The organism is Spirosoma sp. KCTC 42546, from assembly GCF_006965485.1.
Classification (GTDB): Bacteria; Bacteroidota; Bacteroidia; order Cytophagales; family Spirosomataceae; genus Spirosoma.
In genome coordinates this window covers 1,097,146-1,120,545 of record NZ_CP041360.1, presented here as the reverse complement: position 1 = coordinate 1,120,545, position 23,400 = coordinate 1,097,146, and the positions used below count along the sequence as shown (strand labels likewise).

Below are 23,400 nucleotides of genomic sequence, written 5' to 3'. Positions count from 1 at the left end.
TAAGGAAGGCATTGTTTTTTTATTCCTTTCCTCCTCTCGTCCTTTCCTCCCCCTCCTCCTTTCCTCCCCCTCCTCCCTTCTATGCTTCATTCCTATCTCAAAATAGCCTTTCGGAATCTGATTCGGAACCGAACGTTCTCCACCATTAACATTGTGGGGCTGGCGCTGGGCATGGCGTCCAGTCTGCTTATTTTCCTCTGGATACAGGATGAGCTGAGCGTAGGAACGCAATACCCAAACGCAATCAATCTCTATCGTGTGATGGAAAATGAGATTGCCGATGGTCGGATTGTCACGGATGAGGATACTCCTGGACTCTTGGCCGATGAACTCAAGCGGCAGTTTCCTGAGATTATTCATGCAGCAGGATTATCGTCGAAAGAAGGGCATATACTAACGGTCGGGCGTAAAGTAGCCCGCCAAACCGGACACTATGCCGGGGCCGACTGGTTTAAGCTATACCGGATTCCCTTGCTGGCCGGAACGGCCCAAACGGCTCTCAACGCGCCCAACAATCTGGCCATCTCCAGAAAACTAGCCGAAATCTATTTCGGCAATCCGCAAGCTGCGCTGGGGAAATCTGTTCGATTTGACAACAATACCGACTTTCAGGTAACGGCGGTGTTTGAGAATCTCCCAGCCAATTCGCTCGATAAGTATGATTTTTTGCTTAACTGGGAGCGCTATTTGAAAGTTAATCCCTGGCTTAATGGCTGGGAGAACGGCGGCCCCGATACGCGTCTCGAACTCCGGCCTGATGCCAATCTCAGTCAGGTTAATGATAAGCTTAAAACATTCCTGAAGGGCAGGAACAAGGACATTAGTGCCACGTTCAACATTCAATTATTTCTACAACCCGAAACAGGCGCGTATCTGTATTCAAATTTTAAAAACGGTCAGCGCGATGGTGGCCGTATTGAGTATGTGCAGTTGTTCGTCATTGTCGCGGTGTTCCTGCTGCTCATTGCTGGGATCAATTTCATGAATTTAGCCACCGCCCGCTCTACGAAACGAGCACGGGAAGTAGGCGTTCGGAAAGTAGTTGGCGCGGAGCGGGCATCCCTGATTGGGCAATTTATGGGCGAGGCTTTACTCCTCACGATTCTGGCGCTTGGTCTGGCCGTTATGCTGGTAAACCTAGTGCTGCCCGTATTCAATCAATTAACTGATAAGCAGTTAGCTATTCCGATTCATCAGGCTTCTTTCTGGGCATTATTGGCCGGTTTATTACTCGTGACGAGTTGCCTGGCGGGTAGTTATCCAGCCTTGTTTCTGTCGTCGCTCAATCCGGTACGCGTACTCAAGGGAACCATGCGTTTTGGGGCAGGAGCTTTATTGTTTCGGCGTGGTCTGGTGGTCTTTCAGTTTGTGTTATCAATGCTGATGATTGTGGGTACAGTAGTTGTGTATCGTCAGCTCCAGTTTATACAAACGAAGAATCTGGGCTATGATCGGGAGAACATAATCAATATTCCCGGCGAAGGTGAATTAGCCAGCAACTACTCAACGTTTAAACAGGAATTGTTGCGAATAGCGGGTATTCAGTCCGTTACCCACATGATGACGAACCCGTTACAGAATGGAAATACAACCGATGGTGTGCGCTGGGTGGGCAAAGATCCAAGCCTTGCCATTCAATTCAATAACACCGTAGTTGGATACGATTACACCAAAACATTTAAACTAAAACTGATTCGTGGCCGTGATTTTTCGCCAAGCTTTAGCACCGATTCAAGCAATTATCTCATCAATCAGGCAGCCGCTAAACGGATCGGGTATAAAGACCCAATCGGGCAACCGCTTACATTTGGCAAAAAGCCCGGAAAGATTGTCGGACTGATCGAAGATTTCCATTTCAACTCATTACACGTACCCATCCGACCACTCATTATTCGTCTGGGTGAGCATTGGTGGCCAAACAACATTCTGATACGAACCCAACCCGGCCAGACAAAACAGGCTTTGGCTAGTATCCAAGCACTGTGCCAGAAATTAAATCCCAAAACTCCCTTTTCATATTCATTTCTGGACGCCGAGTACCAGAACCTTTACAAAAGCGAAACAGTGGTTGGCACACTGGCTACCCTTTTTGCCTGCATGGCCATTTTTATTGCCTGTCTGGGTCTGTTTGGTCTGGCGGCTTTCACGGCCGAGCAGCGCACCAAGGAAATTGGGGTTCGGAAAGTGCTGGGTGCATCGGTAGCCAGTATTGTGACCTTACTCTCCAAAGATTTTGTCAGGCTTGTACTGGTTGCCATTGTCATTTCTTCGCCCATTGCCTGGTATGTCATGAATCAATGGCTACAGGGTTTTGCGTATAAAACTGACCTATCGTGGTGGGTATTCGCTTTAGCCGGAGTGCTGGCGGTCGGTATCGCGCTCATAACGGTAAGTTTCCAAAGCATCAAAGCCGCGTTGATGAATCCAGTTAAATCACTTCGTTCGGAATAAAGGGGAAGGAAAGGAGGAAAGGGAGGAGGGGGAGGAAAGGAGGAGAGGAGGAGAGGTAAAATAAGGAAGGCATTGTTTTTTTATTCCTTTCCTCCCTTCCTCCCTTCCTCCCTTCCTCCCTTCCTCCCTTCCTCCCTTCCTCCCTTCCTCCCTTCCTCCCTTCCTCCCTTCCTCCCTTCCTCCCTTCCTCCCTTCCTCCCTGTCCGCAGCCGTACGAAAAAGTGTCCGCTATCGGACAACCGATTTCTTCATATATAGAGAACATATTGATAAACAATCAGATACGCAGTTGGCACGATGATAGAGGGAGTAATTCTACTTACCTCAAATTCTACGCAATTTCTGCCAGTTCTATGAAAACGCTCTTTACCCTGTTGCTACTCTCGATTGGTTTCGGGGCAGTAGCCCAACGGTCGTCCAGCAAAAACGTCACGACCGATGGTCGGGAGCTTCGTATTCGCGTTGACATTGAGCAGCAAGGACGCTCCGTCCATTACAACCGCTCGTTCGATATCGAAGACATGGATAAAGACGACGTGAAAGCGCTGGAAAATCACATTATCGATTCGCTGGATCGGTTTGTCGATAATCAATCGAATGAGCTGATCATTAATCGGAAACACGAAGCCCGGGCGAGAAAAAGACAAACCGAAGTGCAGATGACGTCTTATTCTCGTGCTGATGAATCGGCGCGTGAGCGGATGGAAGCCAATTCCAATTCATCCCTCTCTCCCAGCGATGTAGCGCCATCATCGGTCTTGGTTAAAGAAGACAAGGAAAATGGGCGGCTTTGGATGCAGTACACTTTCGAGAAAGATGGTGAAGAACTAATCATTGAACGTACGGCCAATGTGCTCGGCAAATCGGAGCGCGAAAAGCAGGCCATCATCAAAGAGACAGAGCGCAGCTTCGGTATTAAAACGGGAAATCAGTAACCTACGTATAGGCTAGTTCGGGTATGAACCGCACGGGCAGAGCATTCAACTTATTTTCGGACAGGCACCTGTCCAGTATCGGACAAAGCTTTTCGTTAAAAGGTCGTTTCTGAGCAGGAGACGGCCTTTTCTCTTTGTGGCATGGCTGTTGAGTATACCAACCATATAAACGAGTAGGTATCGCCAGACCAAAAGCAGCAACGAATTCGCCTAAAATTCTCTGAATTAAAACTCTTTGGTTAAACACCAACTATCTCAAGAGTTGTGTCACGCTTCAACCCCTAAACTATGCTTCTTAACTACATTAAAATCGCTTTTCGCAACCTGCGAAAGAACCGGGTGTTTTCGCTCATCAATATTGCAGGTCTGGCCCTCGGCATTGCCGCTTTCGTACTGATTTTAGAGTACGTTGCCTATGAACGAAGCGTCAACACATTTCATAAGAACTTACCATCGCTTTATCGGCTCCTAACGCAAACCCGTGAAGGGGATATCTGGGTAGATATGGCCCCGGCCGTAGCCCCACTAGCGAAACAGGAATTTCCGGAAGTGCGGGATTTTTGCCGCGTGGGTGAGCATTCAGCCAACGGCCTTGTAAGCCTCGCCAATGAAAAGGGTAACGGATCGATCCAGTCATTTAGAGAAAGTAAACTGGCCTACGCGGATGCCAGTTTTTTTACACTTTTCACCTTCCCGCTCGTGCAGGGAGTAGCCGCAACAGCGCTAACGCAGCCGAACACCGTGGCCATATCGCAATCGCAGGCCCGAAAATATTTTGGTAGTGCCAAACCCCTGGGTCAAACGCTGACGCTTAATAATCAGTTTGGCAAAACGCTATACACCGTTACGGCCGTTTATGCCGACATGCCGACCAATTCAGATCTGTCTTTCGACGCGGTATTTTCACTACAGACGCTGGCAAATCCAGCCAACCTCGGTGGCAATAGCTGGGCGCGATTAGATGGCTTTGACGGCACGTATTTAACTACGTTCCTGCAACTTTCCGACCCACAGCAATCCAGTGCATCGGCCGATTACAAAGCGCTGGAAGCCAAGCTCAATGCCTATAAAAAGAAAAGAACACCCGAAGATGAAAGTCTGTTTTTGTTGCAACCCGCCACGAACATGCATCTGGCGGCATCCCTGAGTGACATCTATCGAACAAGCGGCAGTTTAGGGTTTGTGTATCTTCTGAGTGGTATTGCGGGTCTGATTCTATTGATTGCCTGGTTCAATTATATAAACCTCTCAACGGCAGGCGCGTTAAAACGTGCGAAAGAAGTTGGCGTTCGGAAAGTAGTTGGTGCAGGGCCAGGCCAATTAATTGGGCAGTTTCTGGGCGAGTCACTCCTGCTCAATAGTCTGGGCTTCATAGTTGCTCTGATGCTGGTTATGTCGCTACAAGGTGCTTTTAACCAGTTTGTTCAGAAAGAGCTGTCGTTAACCATACTTAATGCAAACGGGTTCTGGCTTATTGGCCTGATTTTATTACTGGTTGGTGCAGTAGCATCGGGCGGTTATGTAGCGTTCACCCTTACCTCGTTCCAGCCAATCCAGACCTTGAAAGGTGCTTATCAGGCTGGGAAGGGTGGTTTTTTACGCAAAGCACTGGTGGTATCGCAGTTTAGTGCATCGGTCGCTTTAGTTATTGCTACCCTGATCCTTTACCAGCAGTTGCAGTACATGCAGAATAAAGACCTGGGGGTTCAGCTGGCGCAACGTGTAGTCATTAAGGGTCCCGCCATCAATCTAAATGGTTCATTCAAGCCAGGAACAGCTGCACTTGAGCACGACTTAAGCCAGTTGCCTTATGTCAAGAGTTTCTGCCAGACAGGCATTGTACCGGGTAATTTCTACAACTTCACGGCCAATGGAATTACCAAACAGAACCCGCGACCTGGTGATGAAAAGAGAAACTACTCAATGGGAATCATCGACGATCGTTTTCTGAAAACCTATGAAATTGGATTAGTTGCCGGTCGAAATTTCACGATCCAGGAAGCTGAATTGGGGTATGAGAAAAGTGCCAAACTGCTCGTGAATGAAACAGGTGCCCGGCAACTGGGATTTTCTCCGGCCGAAAAAGCTGTTGGGCAGTTGATCAACTGGGGGCAGCCTTACGAGATTGTTGGCGTCGTGAAAGACTATCACCATCAGGGCTTGCAGCAGGCTATTGAACCGGTCATTTTCATGCCCCGCCGGTCGGTGAGCGACTTGACGGTTCAATTAACTACAGATGCCAATCAGGGTGGCCGCATTCAGGATAAACTAGCCGAATTGGAGCGTATCTACAAGGCAAGCTATCCAGCAAATCCGTTCGAGTTTTATTTTGCCGACGAAAACTACAACAAGCAATACCAGAGCGAACAGCAGTATGGGCAGGTGTTTACCTTAGCCTCAGCGCTGGCCATTTTCATTGCCTGTCTGGGCTTATTCGGATTAGCCGCGTTCACAACCGAACAGCGTACCAAAGAAATTGGGGTTCGGAAAGTGCTGGGGGCATCGGTTAGCAGTATTGTTACCCTACTCTCCAAAGATTTTTTGAAACTGGTTCTGCTTGCCATTGTCATTGCCTCGCCTATTGCCTGGTATGCCATGAACAACTGGCTTCAGGCATTCGCCTACAAAATCGACATTGAGTGGTGGGTATTTGCCCTGGCGGGTTTCTTGGCCGTAGGCATTGCGCTGCTAACGGTGAGCCTGCAAAGCGTAAAAGCCGCACTAATGAATCCAGTGAAGAGTTTGCGAAGTGAGTAGAGACGCAATCCCTTGCGTCTCCTGATGCGCCAGCAATTAGCGCCCTGCTACAGGGAGAAGGCCATCCGGGTAAGGAGACGCAAGGGATTGCGTCTCTACATCACCTCTTTAAAAACCTCCTCAAACGCTTTTCCTTTATCGTTGGGCAATCGGGCTGAAAACTCCTGTTCGACGCCTTTCAGCAGCTTAATACATAGCTGTATATCATCGTCGGCCATGTTATGAAGCATCATACCAGCGAGTTTCCCGATTCGCTGCCGACAAATTGCAATCACGGCGAGTCCCTCCTCGGTTAATTCAACTCGTTTGGAGCGTCGGTCTTCGGTATCGTCATACTCCCGGATAAACCCTCGGTTTTTCAGGCGATTCAGCATGTCGGTTCCGCTCGACAGCTCCATCAGATTGCTGTAAATAATTTCTGTTTTTCGGGGGTTTTTCGCCTGACTAATGTGCATCAGCAGCCCAAATTCTTCCAGTTGATTGACGCCCGTACCGTCTAAAGCGGCATAGGCATACACCATGTTCAATTTATTGACTCGCCCAATCAGGCGTAATAGCTGACCATTTGGGTGCATGGGTGCCGTGCCGCCCGCCATTGGCGTATCGGTTGCTGCAACACGTTCGCGCTGATGGGCAAGCTGATAACGAAAAAAATCCTCGATACTGGCCTCCGGATGCTTCTCTTCAAATTCTCCCCACAAATTGACTAAGGCTACGGTTTTATTCACAGTTAGTTCGTTTTCGTAGCAAAAATAAAAATAATGCTTCGGATATATTTTAATTTCGTAAACGTTATACATTTGCACAAACAATTACGAAACCGAAGTAATAAGATGAATACGCCAACGCATAAGCAATTATCTATCCTGGTTTTCGGCGCTACGGGTGGAACGGGAAGCCAATTTGTTAAACTAGCGTTAGAAGCAGGCCATCGGGTTACGGCTATTGTGCGCAATCCAGCCGCGCTCGCCCAGCAACACCCAAACCTGCGGGTAGTCAAAGGCGATGCGATGGTGCTTGAGACATTTTCAACACAAGTGCAAGGCCATAATGCAGTGGTTTCCTGTTTGGGGGTTAAAAAGTTAAAACCCACAACCGTATATTCTGTCAGTGTAGCAAACATCCTGAGAGCCATGCAGGGAACAGATGTGAGCCGACTGCTGTGCATTTCTTCATCAGCAATTGAGGTCAGCCCAAAACTGCCCTGGGTATTGCGCATGCTCACGAAATACGTTTTAGCGCGGATATTCAAACACGTTTACGCCGACACGAGGTTGATGGAACAAGCGTTAAAAAAAAGCAATGTCGACTGGACATCCGTTCGCCCACCCCGACTAACGAATAAGCCGCTAACGGAAAATTATCGCTATGCCATCAATACGTTTTTAGATAAATGTTTCCAGATTAGTCGCGCCGATCTGGCCCATTTCATGCTACATCATTTAACTGATAGACAGATGATTCGGGCAGTGGTTGAAGTAGCGAATTGATTTTTATGACTTCGATGGCGCAAGGCTGGGCCACGTTGGCTCTAGCCTTGTGTCTATTATTCCCCGGCCTCTGGCCGGATTGCAATGGTTATTTTTCAACACATATTTTCACACCGGCCAGAGGCCGGAGAATAGTAGGCACAAGGCCGAGCCAACGTGGCCCGGCCTTGTGCCATCGAAAAAATTTTCGTCTTTTTCTGTAACCTTCCCAACTTCGCACGGTTTCCAGTCCAAAATCCATTAAACCCGGTACCAATTCGGTTGAGCTCTCTGACAGACAATGCACTGATGCTGCAGGTAAAGGCAGGCAATATGGACACGATGGGCCTGCTCTTCGAGCGGTACAATCGTTCCTTACTCGGCTTCCTTTTCCATATGACAAACCAGCGCGAAGCCAGCGAGGATATGGTACAAACGGTGTTCTACCGGATGCTCAAGTACCGCCACACCTTTACGGGCGATGGCGAGTTTAAAAGTTGGATGTACCATCTGGCCAGAAATGTACTGGTGGATTACAGCAAGCAAAACAAACGCTCGGCACAAAACTATGATTTGGCCGATGTGGCCGACAAAGTTGGGGGTGGCCCAGCTGCCGATGAGTCAATGCAGAAAGAACAGGAACTGGACATGCTGCATCGGGCGATGGCGAAGCTAAGTGCCGAGAATCGGGAAGTACTGGTATTGAGCCGGTTCCAGGAATTGAAATACGAGGAAATTGCACGGGTGCTGAATACGACGGAGGGAGCGATAAAGGTGCGGGTACACCGGGCAATGAACGAGTTAAAGAAAATTTATCTGACAATTGAGAATGGAAAAACTGCCTATAAACTGTGAACAGACCAACAACCAGCTAACCGACTGGCTAAGCAACCAATTGCCGGATGCTGAACGGGTAAGCCTGGAAGCCCATCTGGCGCAGTGCCCCGCTTGTCAGGCAGAAGCAGAGTCGACCCGGCAACTTTGGCAATTGATGGGAAATCTGCCAACGCCAGAACCCAGCCCAATGGCACGAGTACGGTTTCAGGCAATGCTCAATACGTATAAAGATACCGTTGCCGCTGAGCCCGAAAGCGTATTTGATAATCTACTGGCAAAACTTCGGCAGCTTTGGACACCACAATATGCACTTCGTTTAGCCTATAGTGTGGCCCTGTTAACGGTTGGACTAGCGGGTGGGTACTGGTTAAACCATGCCAATTCGCCAACGGTAGCCTACAAACAACAAATTGACACGCTGTCGACGCAGGTACAGGAAATGCGCCAGATGATGATGCTCTCCTTGCTGGAAAATCCATCGGCTTCTGAACGACTCCGGGCGGTGAGTTATACCGAAGAAATCAACCAGGTGGATGAGAAGGTAGTGGAAGCTTTATTGACTACGCTCAATAACGACGACAATGTGAATGTGCGCCTGGTTACACTGGAAGCCCTGGCTAAACTGGCAGATAATGCAAAGGTTCGGGAAGGGCTTGTCCAGTCAATTAGTCAGCAGGATTCGCCAATGGTCCAGTCCGCACTGGCCGATATAATGGTAAAACTACAGGAGAAACGATCCATTAAACCGCTTCGGCAACTGCTCCACGACGATAATCTGAACCACTTAGTAAAAGGCAAAATCGAGCAGAGTATCCGGGACTTGTCCTAATGTTCTTTTTGTCATCCCGACGCAGGAGGGATCTTAAAGCGTACTATTCCGAAGATCCCTCCTGCGTCGGGATGACAAAAAGAAAAACTTAAATCCAAACAACTACTATGAAACTGTTTATGATCCCCGTACTGGCGGGGCTGGTGCTTTCTTGTGCCCAATCGCCAGCGACTGCTCAGGAATTTAAAGAGCATGTCAGCAAAGAATTCACCGTATCGAAGGCATCAACTGGTGCGCTAGCCATTTACAACATAAACGGCTTTATCAAAGTCGAAGGCTACTCGGGCGATAAGGTCGTGATCGAGGTGGATAAATCCATTACGGCTAAAAACAATGGCGACCTGGAGATCGGCAAAAAAGAATTCCAGCTTCAGTTCGATCAGCAGGGCGACAGTATTGTGGCCTACATCGCCGAGCCCTTCGACTCACGTCCACGGCGCAATAGAAACCGGAACAACTGGAACAATGACCGGGATGTTGACTATGATTTCACGCTCAACTTCACGGTAAAAGTCCCGAATCGGATGAATCTCGTTGTGTCGACCGTTAACCGGGGCAACGTGACCGTCAAGGATGTGGAAGGAACGCTCAAAGCGCGTAATGTAAATGGGGCGATCACACTCACCAACGTAAAAGGTACGACAGACGCCCACACCATCAACGGAAATCTCGATGTCGATTACGTAGCTAACCCGCCCGAAAACTCGTCTTATTATACCCTCAACGGCAACATTAACGTGAGTTATCCTAGCAATCTATCGGCCGATCTACAGTTCAAGACCTTTCAGGGCAAGTTCTACACCGATTTCCCCAACACTGAAGTTTTGCCCGTGCAGGCCATTAAAACAACCCAGAAAACCGGCGACGGAACGGTTTATAAACTCAACAAAAACACCGCCATTCGCATCGGCAGTGGCGGGAAGACCTTCAAGTTTGAAACATTTAACGGAAGCATTTACATTAAAAAACAATCCTAATGAAAACGAATAACAAGTCATTATCCATTATCCATTATTCATTATTCATTTGCTTTCTCAGCCTCGCTCGCCCGGTAGCTGCTCAGAATGAAGTGAAAGAACAATTAGTTGTTCCCTTGAGCGACGCGTCCAAACCCGGCAATTTGCGGGTAGGCTTAATCAATGGCTCTATTCACGTAGTTGGCTATAGTGGCAAAGATGTAGTGATCGACATTGTGGCCAGCCCAAAGCGCGGACGACGCGACGACGACGATGATCGCCCAGACCGAACAGCCAATGGCATGAAACGGATTGCAACGGGATTCCCCCTCGACGTTAGCGCCGAAGAGAAAAACAATACCGTAAACGTGAACGCCAACACCACAAGACAAACCATCGACCTGACCATTAAAGTACCGCAGCGTTTTTCGCTCAAGGTCAGCACTATTAATAATGGTACGATTGAGGTCGAGAATGTGAGTGGTAACCTGGAAGTCAATAACGTGAATGGCTACATCCACCTGACCAATGTTGCGGGTTCAGCGGTAGCCACTACCGTTAACGGCAACGTGATTGCCAGCTTCAAATCCATTGATTCGGATACACCGATGGCGTTTTCTACCCTGAACGGTAATGTCGACGTAACCTTTCCTTCTTCGGTGAAAGCGAACAGCAAACTCAAATCCGACCGGGGCGATATTTACAGCGACTTTGACATCGATGTCGACAAAAACCAACCGAAAGTGAACCGCACCAGCCAGTCGGGTATGTATCAGGTGAAGATTGAGGATTGGGTGTACGGGAAAATCAACGGCGGTGGCCCGGAAGTCATGATGAAGAACATGAACGGGAATATTTACATCCGCAAAGCGAAATAAAGTAACGTGGCTTTCGCATCCTCGGCCTGTGTCCTCACCATAGCCATCAGGTTAAGCTCGTTGTGGTGTCAGTTTCTTAAAACTGACACGATAGGTTTCTCAAAACCTATCGGATAGGCTGTCAATTTAACGAGGTTTTGAGAAACCTCGCTTGTCAGTTTTAAGAAACTGACACCACGGCAACTAGTGACGTTACTCTTCAAGCTTTTTGCAAATGAGCGTTTTGTCATTCCGACGCAGGAGGAATCTCAACGTCGCGTATCAGTCAAGCTTGAGATTCCTCCTGCGTCGGAATGACAAAAAATAGCTTATCATTTTCTATAAAAGAACCGTATAAAACAGGTTCGACAATGATACCAATCGACATTCATGCGTACTCAGCATCTCATTCTTGCTCTCTGTCTTTTCGCATTCACAACCGATCTAGTGTTGGGGCAAGTAACGCCCCCCACGGCAAAAGCCTCCCCGGAAACTACCATCCAGCAACTTGGGACGGCCTTTGTTCAGGAGAAAACACACGTAGGCTTGTCGATTGGTATTGTCCGAAACGGGAAGACATCGTTCTATAACTTCGGCACGACGGAGAAAGGCAAAAATCAGGTGCCCACGCAGCATACGATTTACGAGATTGGCTCGATCAGTAAAACGTTTGGGAGTCTGTTGCTAGCGAGAGCCGTACTCGAAAAACGCGCCAGCCTGGACGATGACATCCGCCAGTACCTCGATGGTGATTATCCGAACCTGGCTTACGAAGGCAAGCCCATCCGGCTGGTAAATCTCACCAACTGGACGTCTGAGCTACCGGATAATTTCCCCGATCAGCCCGATCGATTCAAGCAGGTCAGTCCCGATTCGGTGCCCTTTAGGATAGTGAGTGAGTTGACCCGCTATACAAAGCAGGATTTCTTCAATGATCTGCACGCCGTGAAGCTTAAGGCGGCTCCCGGTCAGAATCCGCGTCATTGCAACGTAGCGGCTCAGTTAGTAGGCTACATTCTGGAGAAAATTTACCAGATGCCTTACGAAGAGTTAATCAGAACGAAAATCGAAGAACCGCTCCAGATGCATAACACGTTTGGCTCAGCTTCTCCTAACCTGTTTGCGAAAGGCTACGACGGCAAAGGCAATCCAATGCCTGCGTTTACCATGAAAGCCATGCAGGCGGCTGGTGGCCTTCGTTACAGCGCCACCGATCTGCTGAAATACGCAGCCTATCAGTTAAATGAGCGTGACAAAGCCGTACAATTGACGCATCAGCTAACCTGGGGCAACGTCGATAATCAGGCGTTTGGCCTAAACTGGTTTCTGCACAAAACCATCGACAGCAAGCGTCAGGTAGAACACTCGGGTGGCACGTTCGGATTTGCCAGCTATTGTGATCTGTATCCCGATCAGAACGTAGGCCTGGTGCTGCTGGCCAATGACGCCGATCAGTCAACACAGTATCAACTCGGCGAGTTGTCTAAGAAGATTATAGACGCCTTCTACGGCGAACCAATCGCTGTAACGATGCTGAATACAGAACTGAAAAAGCGGGGTTATGCACAGGTTATCAACGTGGTAAAGGATGTCAGGAAAAAACATCCCGAACTTTACCTCAACGAAAATTACGTGAATGGCTGGGGGTATTCGCTGGCTGGGCAGAATAAACTACAGGACGCCCTTGAAATTTTCAAGCTGAATGTCAGTTTGTATCCTAAAGGCTGGAATACCTACGACAGTCTCGCCGAAACCTATGAGCGCATCGGCAATCGCAAGCAGGCGATTGAGAACTATAAGCGGTCGCTGGCCTTAAATGCACAGAATACCAACGCCATCGAGTTCTTAAAAAAAGTCGGTGAGTCTACCGAAAAGTAGTTAGTGCCGAAGCTAGAGCTGCTAAAAACAGAAATAATTGCAGTTGCGAAATAAAGCAAGCAACCCGCACGCGGAAAACTGCATCTTTCTAAAAACAGTCAGACTTCGCCGTGGCCTGTGTCCTCACCGGCCACGGGAACAGCAACTTACTGATACAACCTGCATCTTCTTAGAAGCCTCTAAACCAGACGACTCCCATGAATGCCTGGCTCATCTCTGCTCTTCTGCTATTTCCAGCGGAGCTTATTTATCCGAAGCGCGCTTCTGCACTCGTCACGCTTCCGATAAAGGCGTTGACAGATAATCCACTGAAAACATCGGTCGATACCCTTGTTGAACAGGCTGCGCAAGAATTCATGACAGCCCCCGAAGCCGTAGGGCTTTCGCTGGGTATTTTTAAGGATGGGCAAACGTATGTGTACAACTACGGTACGGTCGAAAAAGGTAAACAACAACTCCCAACCGATCAAACCCAATATGCCATTGCATCCATCAGCAAGACGTTTACAGGTGCTTTACTCGCTCAGGCTGTTGTTGAAAAACGAGTAAAACTAGCTGATGATATCCGTAAATACCTGACGGGCAACTATCCCAATCTGGAATACGAAGGGCAACCGATCCGGCTCTTTCATCTGCTCAATCACCGGTCGGGTTTGCCGTTCCTGCTGCCCGATGTACCGGATGCGTTTGCCAATACCGCCATACCCTCCTCAGCCATTGCCACCGAACTCCTGCAAAACTATACCCGGGCAGATTTCTACGAAGATTTGCATAAAGTGAAACTGGACGCCATGCCGGGCTATATGTTCAAGTACTCCAACGCAGGGGCTCAGTTACTGGGCTATATTTTAGAGCGGGTATATAATCTACCGTTCGAGGACCTTGTCCGCCAGAAACTAACGCAGCCGCTGGCCATGAGCGATACGAAGATTGAACTGACGCCTGCCGATCAGGCAAGTTTTGCGAAAGGCTACAATTGCACGGGTGTACAGATGCCAATGGTACCCGATCAACTTCAGGGAGCGGGTGCCCTAAAATCGACTGTGACTGATATGCTGAAATACATTCAGTGGAACGTATCGGAGGCTACCGAAGCGGCTAAACTCACCCACCGGCCAACCTGGGGCGACATAGACCGGTACTCGGCGGGCCTGAACTGGCAAATGCTAAAGTCAGCGGGTTATCGGGCTATTTGGCAGGATGGCAATATTCCCGGCTACAGCAGTCTATGCGTCAACTTCCCCGAGTTGAACATGGGAATCGTGGTCCTCTCGAACGAATGCGATCGCAAGACAGCCTCCCGGATTACGGCGTTGACGAATCAGATTGCCAAAGCTCTGGACGAGCGGGCCGTTGTGCTTCCGAATTGACCCACCTAAAATAATTATAATTTACCCCTAATTTTTCCTGTCCGCTTCTGAACGCAGCGTGTCCGAAATCGGACACGCTGCGTTTATTTTTCTAGCGCAACTAATTAATTATTAATCAATTACACTACTGGTATAACATTTGGGCAGTTTGTAGGGTATTCGGTAAACGCGTACACAGTCAATCACTTATTCTTGTCCTTAAACTATGTCATACATCGCCATTCCCATCTCTTCGTTGCCTGGTAAACAGGACATCGAAATCGACGTGACTATCAACGGTCAGAAGCAGGCGCTGCACTATCGTGTCGAGCTATTTTACTGGGGCGACTGCCGGGTGCCCACTTTCGATCGGGTAGAATGCATCCGCCAGCTACTGGCCGAATATGACCGCGACTGGACGCTTTATTACATTGGCTCCCCGACTGATGAGTTTGTACCCATCACATTTGTTAAGCGAGAAGATTTAGTCAAACAACGAACGCTACTGAGGGCCAGATAATTGATAAAAACTCTACTGAAAGCGATACTGGTAGTTTGGAGCGTATTCCTGTGGCTTTTAAGTCCATCGGCACAGGCCCAGCAAGGCCTGAAAGGAGAGTACTATACCGGAACGAATTTCGAGCATAAAGTTTTCACCCGGATCGATCCTGCGATCAGTTTCAGTTGGTTAAAACGGAATCCGGGGCCGGGTATTCCTCGCTCTTATTACTCCATCCGCTGGACGGGTAAATTGCTGGCACCTGTTTCGGGCGCTTACACCTTCAATGCGAAAGTAGATGATGGTATTCGGGTGTGGGTGGGCAACAAAAAAGTAATCGATGCCTGGCAATTAAATGACTCGAAGCGTTTCAGTGGACGGGTGATTCTGGAAGCCGGAAAGTTCTACGACTTACGGGTCGATTATTTCAACGATATGCTGGAAGGCGAAATCGACCTGTTATGGGTACTGCCCAATGCACCGAAAACGATTTTTAATGGTATCAGCAACCCCGGCGAATCCATAACCGCCCAGCATTTTTTTCAGAAAGCGGCTCCCGAGCGAGTCACTGTGATCAAAGAACCAACCAAGCCCATTGCTCCGAAACCCAAACCAGTACCTGTTGCCAGGGTTGTTCCCAAACGGTCTATACCGATTACGCCTAAACCTACCCCCCGCTTACCCTTGCCGCTGGCACTAAAACCAGTGGCAAGGCCTAAGCCCCCAGCAGATACGCTTACGAAAGCGGTTGTATCTCCATCAGTGCCAACAACGAAGCCGTTCGATGGCCATAAGCCGGGGGAGACGTTTGCGTTGCGACAGGTTCAGTTTGCACAGAGTAGTTATGCATTGTTACCTGAATCATCGGTTGAACTGGATCAGCTCGTAATTGCCCTAAAGGCAAACCCACTCTGGTACATCGATGTAGCGGGCCACACCGATAATGTGGGTGATCCAAGACTGAATCTGGCGTTGTCAGAAAATCGGGCAAAAGTGGTTGTAGCTTACTTAATCCGGCACGGCATTGCCGAAAATCGCCTGACCGCCACAGGATACGGCGGCACGCGCCCCATTGCCGATAATGCAGCAGAAAGTGAACGAAGTAAAAATCGACGGGTAGAGATTACGATTCGATAATACAGTTGCTGGATAGGTGTAATAAGCGGAAAGCCTTAATTACAAAAACTATTGTCCACAGAGGCACGGAGAACACAGAGTTATAAATAAAAAAAAGGTTATAACTCTGTGTTCTCCGTGCCTCTGTGGACAATAAATTATCTAACTATTTGTAGATAGCCGGTGCCTCGAATGTTGCGGGTACTGGCTTTGGTGCATTGGCGTTGGAGTTCAATTCATTTTGTGGGTAAATGAACCGCCAGGGAAGCTGCGTACCGTTATTAGGCGTCAACTTGATACCATAGGCCTCGGCACGTGTCCGGCGCTCATCATCCCAGCCAACGTGCTGACCATAGAACGACACATAGCGTTCTTCCAGAATTTCCCGTAACAGGGCGTTATCGGCCGTGATGCCCCCCGCGGCATTTTCGATACCACCAGCCTCAAAATCGGCCGCTACATAAGGCTCATATTTGTAGGAACCCGCCGTCAGATAAGCCGCATTGATGTTGCCGCCCGTATTCAACCAGGCCCGATACGCGTTCAGATGGCCAAGCGCCGTTGCAAAACCCTTACCCGAACGTAAGGCCGATTCGGCCAGCGTCAGGATATTTTCCTGATACGTAACAAGCGGAAAACTAGCCGTTTGGGCGAAGAAACCCGTCGTACCGGTCGTATTTGGCTCCATTTTACCGGGGCTATTGACACCAACTTCCAGGTAGTAAAACTTAAACCGAGCTGTTTCAATAGTTTTCGAGTTCCCTCTGTATTTAGCGCTCGTCGGATTCAGTAGCGTTGTGTTATACGCTCCCACAGCGTTTATATCGCCGGTACGTGAGCTAGCCAGAAAGGAGAAATAAGCGTTCTGGTTTACGTTGGCCGTATTGCCATGTGGTGCATAAAGCGAATTGGCATAGGCACTAATCCCCGTTTGGGCAGTTGTATAGGCAGCATCATACTGCTTCAGGTCGGTCTGCAAGCGGGCTTTCAGTGTATAGGCAACCTGCGTCCATTTCGTGGCATCGCCACCAAAGTGGATATCTTCGGTAGTAACGGTACCCACACCCGATTTCAGATCGGCAATCGCATCATCCAGTAAGGCGAGGAGCTTCGTATATACCGTTGCCTGGGGTTCAAAGGCCGGACTGGGGTATTTAAGAATATCACCCGCCTGATCAAATGGGATATCGCCCCAGAGTTCGGTACCCGTGGCTAATGCGTTGGCCCGTAAAATTTTGGCAATGGCCGCCATTTTACGATTTCCGAGCGTGGTTGCTTTCTCAATCGTGAGCAGGGCATTGGCATTCGTTGCCTGATACACCAGGTTCCAGTCAGCATCATACACGCCAGCTGTTACGTTGTAATTGTAATAATCCAGCCATTGCCGGTCAGCGCCAGTTGCATAACCAGACCATATCGTTGTCAGACGACTGGCCATCCCCTCCTGGGTAGCCATGTTGGCAATTTCGGTACCGGTAAGCAATAGGCTACCTGTTGAAGCAGTCGGGTTGTTGGGATCAACGTTCAGGTTTTCGACAATAGACGAACAGGAGAAGAACTGAAAACCAACCAAAAGAGCAAAAACTGATCTATATATGCGTTTCATAAGATTAATATGGATACGGGAGAATGCACAATGTGAAATGGATAATGGATAATGCACAATAGATAATGGGATGGCTGTTAGTGCGTGTTACTCGTTACCCATTTTTCATTATTCATTTTACATTTTTCATTATTCGTTACCCATTTGAAATTGTCCATTCTCCATTTAATTAGTAATTGATTTTTATGCTGAACAGCAGTGACTTTGTGTTAGGGCTGTTAAAATAGTCCTGACCGCGTGAATTGCTGGCGCCATTAAGAGCCGTTTCTGGGTCAATACCAACCATTTTGGTCCACAGAACCGGGTTACGGCCCGTTACCGTTACGTCGATCGACTGCAACTTGGTTTTCTGACGAAACTTGGGCGAACTGATCGAGTACCCCACCGAAATTTCGCGGATACGGGTCCAGCTGGCATCCGTTACAAACTGTTCAACCAAGGTGCTGAAGCCGCCCCCAATTGAGGTATAGAACGACTGATCGAGCAATACCGGACCGGCACCGAAATCCTGGATATTACCCCGAACGGTGCTTCCGGCAGCAATGGTTTTACCGGCGTAGTTCTTCAGATCCTTCGTCAGCGTCACTTCATTGCCCACATCGGCATGGGTACCAAAGTTATAGAGCGTCCCTCTGGTGCCATTGTAGAAATCCCCGCCCTGGAAGGTCTCGAACAGAACATTTAGTGAGAGTTTCTTGTACGATAAATTCGTACCAAAACCACCACGATAGTCTGGGTTCGGATCGCCAACAACGCCAAACTGGGGAGCCACTTGTGGGAAACCATTGGCGTTCAAATTCAGCGCACCAGACTCCGTGCGTAAATAGGTACCCCCGTAGAGCGACGACATCGCGTAGCCCACTTTAGCCACCGTACTCGCTGTGCTGCTAAAACCACCCAACGTAATAATATCCGTTCCGGCCAGGTTGGTTACCCGGTTGATGTTCCGGCTCACATTACCAAATACATTCCAGTTAAATCCTTTCTTGTTCAGGATATTGTAATGCAGTTCCAGTTCCCAGCCTTTGTTGGTCATCGAACCGGCGTTGGTGTATTTAGAGGTGTAGCCCGTCGAGCCAGCCGCAGCTACGTTCAGCAGCAGGTTGGTAATTTCGTTGGAGTAATACGTGAAGCCAGCCGTTAACCGGTTGTTCAGGAAGCGCAGATCAGTACCCACTTCGTATTCTGTTTTCCGTTCAGGTTGCAGGAACGGGTCGCCCTGGGTTGCATTACGAACATACGCCCCATTGCCGTAGCCTGAGCCACTAAGCGAGTTGGCCCAGCTGCTGAAAGATGCATTCACGTAGGTTGTAGTATTTCTATAGGCATCTGGTTGTACCCCCACCGTACCATATGACGCACGCAGTTTACCAAACGATAGCACGGGATTGTCGCGGAAAACAGGTAGTTGCGTAAACTGCCAGGCCAGATCGGCGGATGGATAATAGAAGGTCGATTTCGTTTGGCTACCAAACGTAGATCCCGACTCACCCGCCACCGATGCGTTCAAGAATAACTGGTTATAAAGGCCTACATTCAGGGTAGAATACATACGGGCCATCCGGCGGTGCGTGGTAGTTCGGTAAGGGGCATCGTTTGAGGTCAGCGAGTTACCAAAGTTGGCCGGCGCATCGGGAATGATGAAGGTGTTCATCGTACCACCCAGGTTGAGGTATTTCCGATCATTAATGTTAAAGCCTACAATCAGGGTGCTGGTAATATTCTTGCCAAAATCCTTGAAAACACGACCGATCAGGTCACCGTTCATCTCCGATTCTTTATAGATAGCCTCCTCGTAGCTCCCTAAACCACTATTGACCGCCGAGTTGACCGGATAGTTCGTAATGCGGTGATCGGTGTTGGCGTCGATACCTCCACGGGCCGTAATATCGAACCAGCTTGCGGGTGTGATCAGTATTTCTGAACTCAAAATGAAGCGGTCAACTTCCGAAAAGTTGGTCAGCTGATTAATCGCCCACAGCGGATCATTGTAGATTGGGTTGGCCAACGCTCCCAGATAGTTCCGATACGAACGTTGCCGGTTAGGAATGGCACTGGCCGTTGGCGACGAGAAGTAGTTTCCGATGTAATCGCGACTGTCGAAATCAGGTGCCGAACGGAGATAACCAATGTACAGTCCATTCACACTATTACTGCGCTGAATCCGGTTCGATGTTGTCCGGGCGTAGGTCGCGTTGGTCGAGGCTTTAATAATATCGTTGAACCGACGCTCGGAGTTGAACCGGAGGGTAGTCCGGTTGTAATCGCTCTGCCCGTTGATAATACCCTTCTGACGCAGATCACCAACGCTCAGATAGAAGTTCCCTTTATCGTTACCACCACTGACAGAGAGGTTATTATCAATGTACGTACCCGTCCGGAAGACGGCCGCCTTACGGGCGTCATTGTAGGTTTCCTTCGAGTTCTTGGTAAGAATTGGGTAGTACGTCTTTCCACTATACGACTCAAAGCGGGCGCCAGTCAGGTTCACAACATCATCGCCACCAGCCCGGTTGGCAATTTTATCGCCCCAGGAATTGGCAACGGTGGGGTTATACACACCGTCTGATCCCTGACCGTAGTTGGTTTGTAACGGGTGCAACAGGTTAGGCGTATCGAACGAAACCGTCGTGCTATACGAGATATTGACCTTATCGCTATTAGCGCCTTTTTTGGTCGTAATAACGATGACACCGTTGGCCGCCCGCGACCCCCACAACGCGGCTGCCGAGGCCCCTTTCAGGATTTGCATCGATGCAATGTCTTCGGGGTTGATGTCATTCAGGCGGGATTGTTGCGTAACGCCAGCTGCGCCATCGCCCAGGGTCGAGTTGCTGATAGGAATACCATCCACAATAACCAGCGGTTGTGTAGTACCCGTAATGGTATTTTGGCCACGGATCTGGATATACGAACCAGCACCAGGATCACCGGCCGATTTCGTAATCTGAACGCCAGCAGCTTTACCCGACATCCCGTTGATCACGCCCGTTTCGCCGGATCGAACGATGTCTTTGGCTTCGATTTTCGAGGCTGTTGCTCCCCGCTTATCGGCGTTCTCCTTGAACCCTAATGCACTCACAATCACCTCATCCAGCGAGGTTTCGTCGTGTTGCAATTTGACTGTAATGGTACTCTGATTGCCAATAGGCACCTCAGTAGTTTTCATGCCGATGAAGGAGTAAACCAGAATCCCGTTTTTCAGTAGATTCTCGGGAACGGTAATCGAGTAGGCACCTTCAGCATTTGTCGATGCCCCCACATTCGTGCCTTTGATAACGACGTTTACGCCGGGAACTGCCCCATTGTCTTCGCCGGATGTAACAATTCCTTTGATGACCCGGCCCTGGGCGAAGAGCTGTAAGGGGACATAAAAGGCAAAAAACAACATGAGTAGTAAACTTCTGTTCCGCATCTCACTTCACGATTAGGTTTATAAAAAGGAAAAATTACAGGTGAATACAGCAACTAGTCAGTTATTGTAGCAACAGGTACGTATCTATATAAGCGCTATTAAAACTCGGAGCAGGCTTGCAGCAGAGACTTCGCTGCGGATACACGATCAGGCCAGTTAAAAACTGACCATTATTAAAAAATACACGCACAGGACGGGTAGATTTTTAATCCAAATATAATTCCATTAAATGAACAATAGCAACACTATATTTTGAATAAATTAATTAATTACCAATTATATTCTATTATAAATATTTATAGTCAAATTTAATTTTATATTCTTTAAAATTTACAAAATTTAAAGAATATATCAATATAGAATTATACAGATTGTGCCTCTTCAGGAATTACTTAGCCAACAGCCCTTGTTTTCTCCTGAGATTAAAAGACTACAAATCATCAGGTTATATTGACATTTCATCCTACTTGGTGCATCTTTAGGAATCCTAAATCAACTTTCATGAATCCTGTTTTCCGACTACTGACGATCTTGATAGGTCTGAATAGTATCGCCTACGCCCAGTCTACGTTAACCAGCGCTCAGGCCTACGAGTATCTACAAAATGAACGGGCGCACGCTCGGACTGTGCAGAAGGGTACCGATAAACCACCTGTTGACAGCCTGAAGAAAGCGGAGCGCATTTTACAGGATGCGCTGACCTATTACCATCGGCCAGATGTGCAGGAACTGGCCAAAGGCGACCAATCGCTCTTTTACCGAAAAAGTGATATTTCGTTCGATCTGGCCCGTATTCAGGCGAAGCTGGGCAATAACGAAGCGGCTGCCCAAACACTGCTCTACCCATTGACCGGAAAATTTGCCCCAGCCTATGCAGGCTACATCAATGAGTTGCCGGAGTTTACCGCCGTCCGGCAAAACCCGGCTTTGGTTCCTCTATTAGCCAAAGCACAGGCCGCAGAACGGTTATTTAATTCCAATGCGCTCAAAACACCGTACAAACCCAATATCAGTGAGGATGAAAAAGTGGCCGGACTCTCGAAGTTATGGTCGGAAGCGAAATACAACTTTGCTTACTTTGATCATATTCCTGATGTAGACTGGGATAAACTCTACCTCGACTACCTGCCAAAAATTCGGGCTACCCGCTCTACGGTCGAGTACATGCGTGTCCTCCAAGCGTTCTGTGCGCAACTCCACGATGGACATACCGACGTTTGGGCAAGCGACGCAACACTGGCCGATTCAACATCCCGGCAGCCGCCAATCTGGTCGGTATTGGTAGATGGAAAAGTGCTGGTGCAGGAAGTTCGGTCCGATAGCCTGGAAAAAACGGGCATTCGGACCATGCTCGAAATCGTCAGTATCGACGGCCTGCCCGTCCACGAATACGCCGATCGATTTGTACGGCCCTACCAAAGTGGATCTACGCCACAAAACGTCGATGTGGCTACGTATACGTATCGGTTGCTCAGAGGACCGAAAGACAAACCCGTTTCCATTACCTTCCGGGAGCCATCTGGCAAAACATTTAATCGACTACTACCCCGAACGGGTTATTCCAATTTAAAGCCTTCACCCGCCTTCAGTTTCCGCATCTTACCGGGTAATGTTGCTTATGTGCAATTGAACAACTTCGAAAATGATCAGGCCCTCAACGGCTTCAAAGCCGCTTTTGACTCCATTGCCACCACCAACGCATTAATCCTTGATGTTCGGCAGAACGGTGGAGGAGATAGCGGCTACGGCTGGAACGTACTAGGCTATCTGACCGATAAGTCGATGCAAACCGGCTCCTATTCATCGCGAATATACAGTCCATTACGACGGGCTCGGGGAGAAACGGTCGTCTTCGAACCCGTTGAATCAGGCGATGGGGGCTGGCCTGCCAACGGCGATAAACTCTACACCAAGCCGGTCGTCGTACTAACCAGTGGACGAACGTTTTCGGCCGCCGAAGATTTTGCCGTGGTCTTCGACGCCATGAAACGGGGCACAATCATTGGCGAACCCACGGGGGGCAGTACCGGCCAACCCTTGGCGTTCTCATTACCCGGTGGCGTAATGGCCCGTGTTTGTACCAAACGAGACATGTATCCCGATGGCACCGAATGGAACGCCAAAGGCATCCAGCCCGCCGTACTCGTTAAACCCACAGCCGCCGACTGGCAGGCGGGTCGGGATACGGTGCTGGAAGCCGCACTGACTCATTTAGGTGTGAAGGAGCCAGTCAAGACTAAGAAGAAGAAATAAATACCTCACCCCCAACCCCTCTCCTGAAAAACAGGAGAGGGGCGTACCCTCTGCCTGCGTTCTCGCTTGGCTATCCGACCGGGCTGGCGTACCAGTGAGCGCTATTCGTTTAAGGGCCTCTGGCCCCTATGTAACATAATGTGTTATTCTCCGGCCAGAGGCCGTTGAAAAAATACCCCTCACTCGGCGTAGC

Annotated in this window: 17 protein-coding genes; 13 read left to right on the top strand and 4 right to left on the bottom strand. The window is 48.9% G+C overall.

Annotation, left to right across the window (positions count from 1 at the left end):
• Window positions 1-81: 81 nt before the first annotated feature.
• Entirely contained in the window at window positions 82-2,451 is a 2,370-nt protein-coding gene (locus EXU85_RS04640; RefSeq protein WP_142770946.1) for an ABC transporter permease, read from the top strand.
• On the opposite strand, the gene EXU85_RS04635 is transcribed toward EXU85_RS04640, so the two are convergent.
• Window positions 2,429-2,716 (bottom strand): hypothetical protein, encoded by a 288-nt coding sequence (locus tag EXU85_RS04635; protein WP_142770945.1) that lies wholly within the window; start codon window positions 2,714-2,716, stop codon window positions 2,429-2,431. The two genes, EXU85_RS04640 and EXU85_RS04635, sit on opposite strands and share 23 nt — an antisense overlap.
• Window positions 2,717-2,804: 88 nt before the next feature.
• Between EXU85_RS04635 and EXU85_RS04630 the strand changes: the two genes are divergently transcribed.
• Both EXU85_RS04630 and EXU85_RS04625 read left to right on the top strand, forming a co-directional pair.
• A complete protein-coding gene (locus tag EXU85_RS04630) occupies window positions 2,805-3,386 on the top strand; it encodes a hypothetical protein (protein ID WP_142770944.1) in 582 nt (193 codons plus the stop codon).
• 288 nt (window positions 3,387-3,674) lie between these two features.
• Window positions 3,675-6,143, top strand: a complete 2,469-nt coding sequence (locus EXU85_RS04625; protein ID WP_142770943.1) for an ABC transporter permease — start codon at window positions 3,675-3,677, stop codon at window positions 6,141-6,143.
• Between the two features lie 95 nt (window positions 6,144-6,238).
• On the opposite strand, the gene EXU85_RS04620 is transcribed toward EXU85_RS04625, so the two are convergent.
• The gene (locus EXU85_RS04620; RefSeq protein ID WP_168207742.1) at window positions 6,239-6,871 is read right to left on the bottom strand and encodes a MarR family winged helix-turn-helix transcriptional regulator; all 633 of its coding nucleotides are present in this window, start codon (window positions 6,869-6,871) and stop codon (window positions 6,239-6,241) included.
• Window positions 6,872-6,976: 105 nt separating this feature from the next.
• Between EXU85_RS04620 and EXU85_RS04615 the strand changes: the two genes are divergently transcribed.
• The 9 genes from EXU85_RS04615 to EXU85_RS04575 all read left to right on the top strand — a co-directional run bounded on the left by EXU85_RS04615 (window position 6,977) and on the right by EXU85_RS04575 (window position 15,954).
• Window positions 6,977-7,633: an NAD(P)-dependent oxidoreductase gene (locus EXU85_RS04615; RefSeq protein WP_168207741.1), complete on the top strand. Its 657-nt coding sequence runs from the start codon at window positions 6,977-6,979 to the stop codon at window positions 7,631-7,633.
• 288 nt (window positions 7,634-7,921) lie between these two features.
• Window positions 7,922-8,467, top strand: a complete 546-nt coding sequence (locus tag EXU85_RS04610; protein WP_142776616.1) for an RNA polymerase sigma factor — start codon at window positions 7,922-7,924, stop codon at window positions 8,465-8,467.
• Entirely contained in the window at window positions 8,442-9,278 is an 837-nt protein-coding gene (locus EXU85_RS04605) for a HEAT repeat domain-containing protein (RefSeq protein WP_142770940.1), read from the top strand. The genes EXU85_RS04610 and EXU85_RS04605 overlap by 26 nt, the downstream gene beginning before the upstream one ends.
• A gap of 107 nt (window positions 9,279-9,385) precedes the next feature.
• A complete protein-coding gene (locus EXU85_RS04600; protein WP_142770939.1) occupies window positions 9,386-10,255 on the top strand; it encodes a DUF4097 family beta strand repeat-containing protein in 870 nt (289 codons plus the stop codon).
• Complete coding sequence (locus tag EXU85_RS04595; protein ID WP_142770938.1) at window positions 10,255-11,112, top strand: DUF4097 family beta strand repeat-containing protein; 858 nt, start codon at window positions 10,255-10,257, stop codon at window positions 11,110-11,112. The genes EXU85_RS04600 and EXU85_RS04595 overlap by 1 nt, the downstream gene beginning before the upstream one ends.
• Window positions 11,113-11,481: 369 nt before the next feature.
• Window positions 11,482-12,969: a serine hydrolase gene (locus EXU85_RS04590; protein ID WP_142770937.1), complete on the top strand. Its 1,488-nt coding sequence runs from the start codon at window positions 11,482-11,484 to the stop codon at window positions 12,967-12,969.
• A gap of 197 nt (window positions 12,970-13,166) precedes the next feature.
• The gene (locus tag EXU85_RS04585) at window positions 13,167-14,339 is read left to right on the top strand and encodes a serine hydrolase (RefSeq protein WP_142770936.1); all 1,173 of its coding nucleotides are present in this window, start codon (window positions 13,167-13,169) and stop codon (window positions 14,337-14,339) included.
• Window positions 14,340-14,544: 205 nt separating this feature from the next.
• A complete protein-coding gene (locus tag EXU85_RS04580) occupies window positions 14,545-14,838 on the top strand; it encodes a hypothetical protein (protein ID WP_142770935.1) in 294 nt (97 codons plus the stop codon).
• Entirely contained in the window at window positions 14,839-15,954 is a 1,116-nt protein-coding gene (locus EXU85_RS04575; RefSeq protein WP_246859431.1) for a PA14 domain-containing protein, read from the top strand. It begins immediately after the preceding gene.
• A gap of 145 nt (window positions 15,955-16,099) precedes the next feature.
• On the opposite strand, the gene EXU85_RS04570 is transcribed toward EXU85_RS04575, so the two are convergent.
• Window positions 16,100-17,539 carry a SusD/RagB family nutrient-binding outer membrane lipoprotein gene (locus tag EXU85_RS04570; protein ID WP_142770934.1) on the bottom strand — a complete coding sequence of 480 codons (1,440 nt, stop codon included), beginning with the start codon at window positions 17,537-17,539 and terminating at the stop codon, window positions 16,100-16,102.
• A 169-nt stretch (window positions 17,540-17,708) separates the two neighbouring features.
• Entirely contained in the window at window positions 17,709-20,954 is a 3,246-nt protein-coding gene (locus tag EXU85_RS04565) for a SusC/RagA family TonB-linked outer membrane protein (RefSeq protein ID WP_142770933.1), read from the bottom strand.
• A gap of 501 nt (window positions 20,955-21,455) precedes the next feature.
• Here EXU85_RS04565 and EXU85_RS04560 point away from each other — a divergent pair.
• Window positions 21,456-23,207, top strand: a complete 1,752-nt coding sequence (locus EXU85_RS04560; protein WP_142770932.1) for a S41 family peptidase — start codon at window positions 21,456-21,458, stop codon at window positions 23,205-23,207.
• Window positions 23,208-23,400: the final 193 nt, after the last annotated feature.

Excerpts from the sequence above, each read along its gene's own strand:
- EXU85_RS04595 (WP_142770938.1), top strand. The coding sequence starts at position 10,255 with ATGAAAACGAATAACAAGTCATTATCCATTATCCATTATTCATTATTC.
- EXU85_RS04560 (WP_142770932.1), top strand. The coding sequence starts at position 21,456 with ATGAATCCTGTTTTCCGACTACTGACGATCTTGATAGGTCTGAATAGT.
- EXU85_RS04600 (WP_142770939.1), top strand. The coding sequence starts at position 9,386 with ATGAAACTGTTTATGATCCCCGTACTGGCGGGGCTGGTGCTTTCTTGT.
- EXU85_RS04580 (WP_142770935.1), top strand. The coding sequence starts at position 14,545 with ATGTCATACATCGCCATTCCCATCTCTTCGTTGCCTGGTAAACAGGAC.
- EXU85_RS04610 (WP_142776616.1), top strand. The coding sequence starts at position 7,922 with ATGCTGCAGGTAAAGGCAGGCAATATGGACACGATGGGCCTGCTCTTC.
- EXU85_RS04625 (WP_142770943.1), top strand. The coding sequence starts at position 3,675 with ATGCTTCTTAACTACATTAAAATCGCTTTTCGCAACCTGCGAAAGAAC.
- EXU85_RS04640 (WP_142770946.1), top strand. The coding sequence starts at position 82 with ATGCTTCATTCCTATCTCAAAATAGCCTTTCGGAATCTGATTCGGAAC.
- EXU85_RS04585 (WP_142770936.1), top strand. The coding sequence starts at position 13,167 with ATGAATGCCTGGCTCATCTCTGCTCTTCTGCTATTTCCAGCGGAGCTT.
- EXU85_RS04570 (WP_142770934.1), bottom strand. The coding sequence starts at position 17,539 with ATGAAACGCATATATAGATCAGTTTTTGCTCTTTTGGTTGGTTTTCAG.
- EXU85_RS04590 (WP_142770937.1), top strand. The coding sequence starts at position 11,482 with ATGCGTACTCAGCATCTCATTCTTGCTCTCTGTCTTTTCGCATTCACA.
- EXU85_RS04565 (WP_142770933.1), bottom strand. The coding sequence starts at position 20,954 with ATGCGGAACAGAAGTTTACTACTCATGTTGTTTTTTGCCTTTTATGTC.
- EXU85_RS04615 (WP_168207741.1), top strand. The coding sequence starts at position 6,977 with ATGAATACGCCAACGCATAAGCAATTATCTATCCTGGTTTTCGGCGCT.
- EXU85_RS04635 (WP_142770945.1), bottom strand. The coding sequence starts at position 2,716 with ATGTTCTCTATATATGAAGAAATCGGTTGTCCGATAGCGGACACTTTT.
- EXU85_RS04605 (WP_142770940.1), top strand. The coding sequence starts at position 8,442 with ATGGAAAAACTGCCTATAAACTGTGAACAGACCAACAACCAGCTAACC.
- EXU85_RS04630 (WP_142770944.1), top strand. The coding sequence starts at position 2,805 with ATGAAAACGCTCTTTACCCTGTTGCTACTCTCGATTGGTTTCGGGGCA.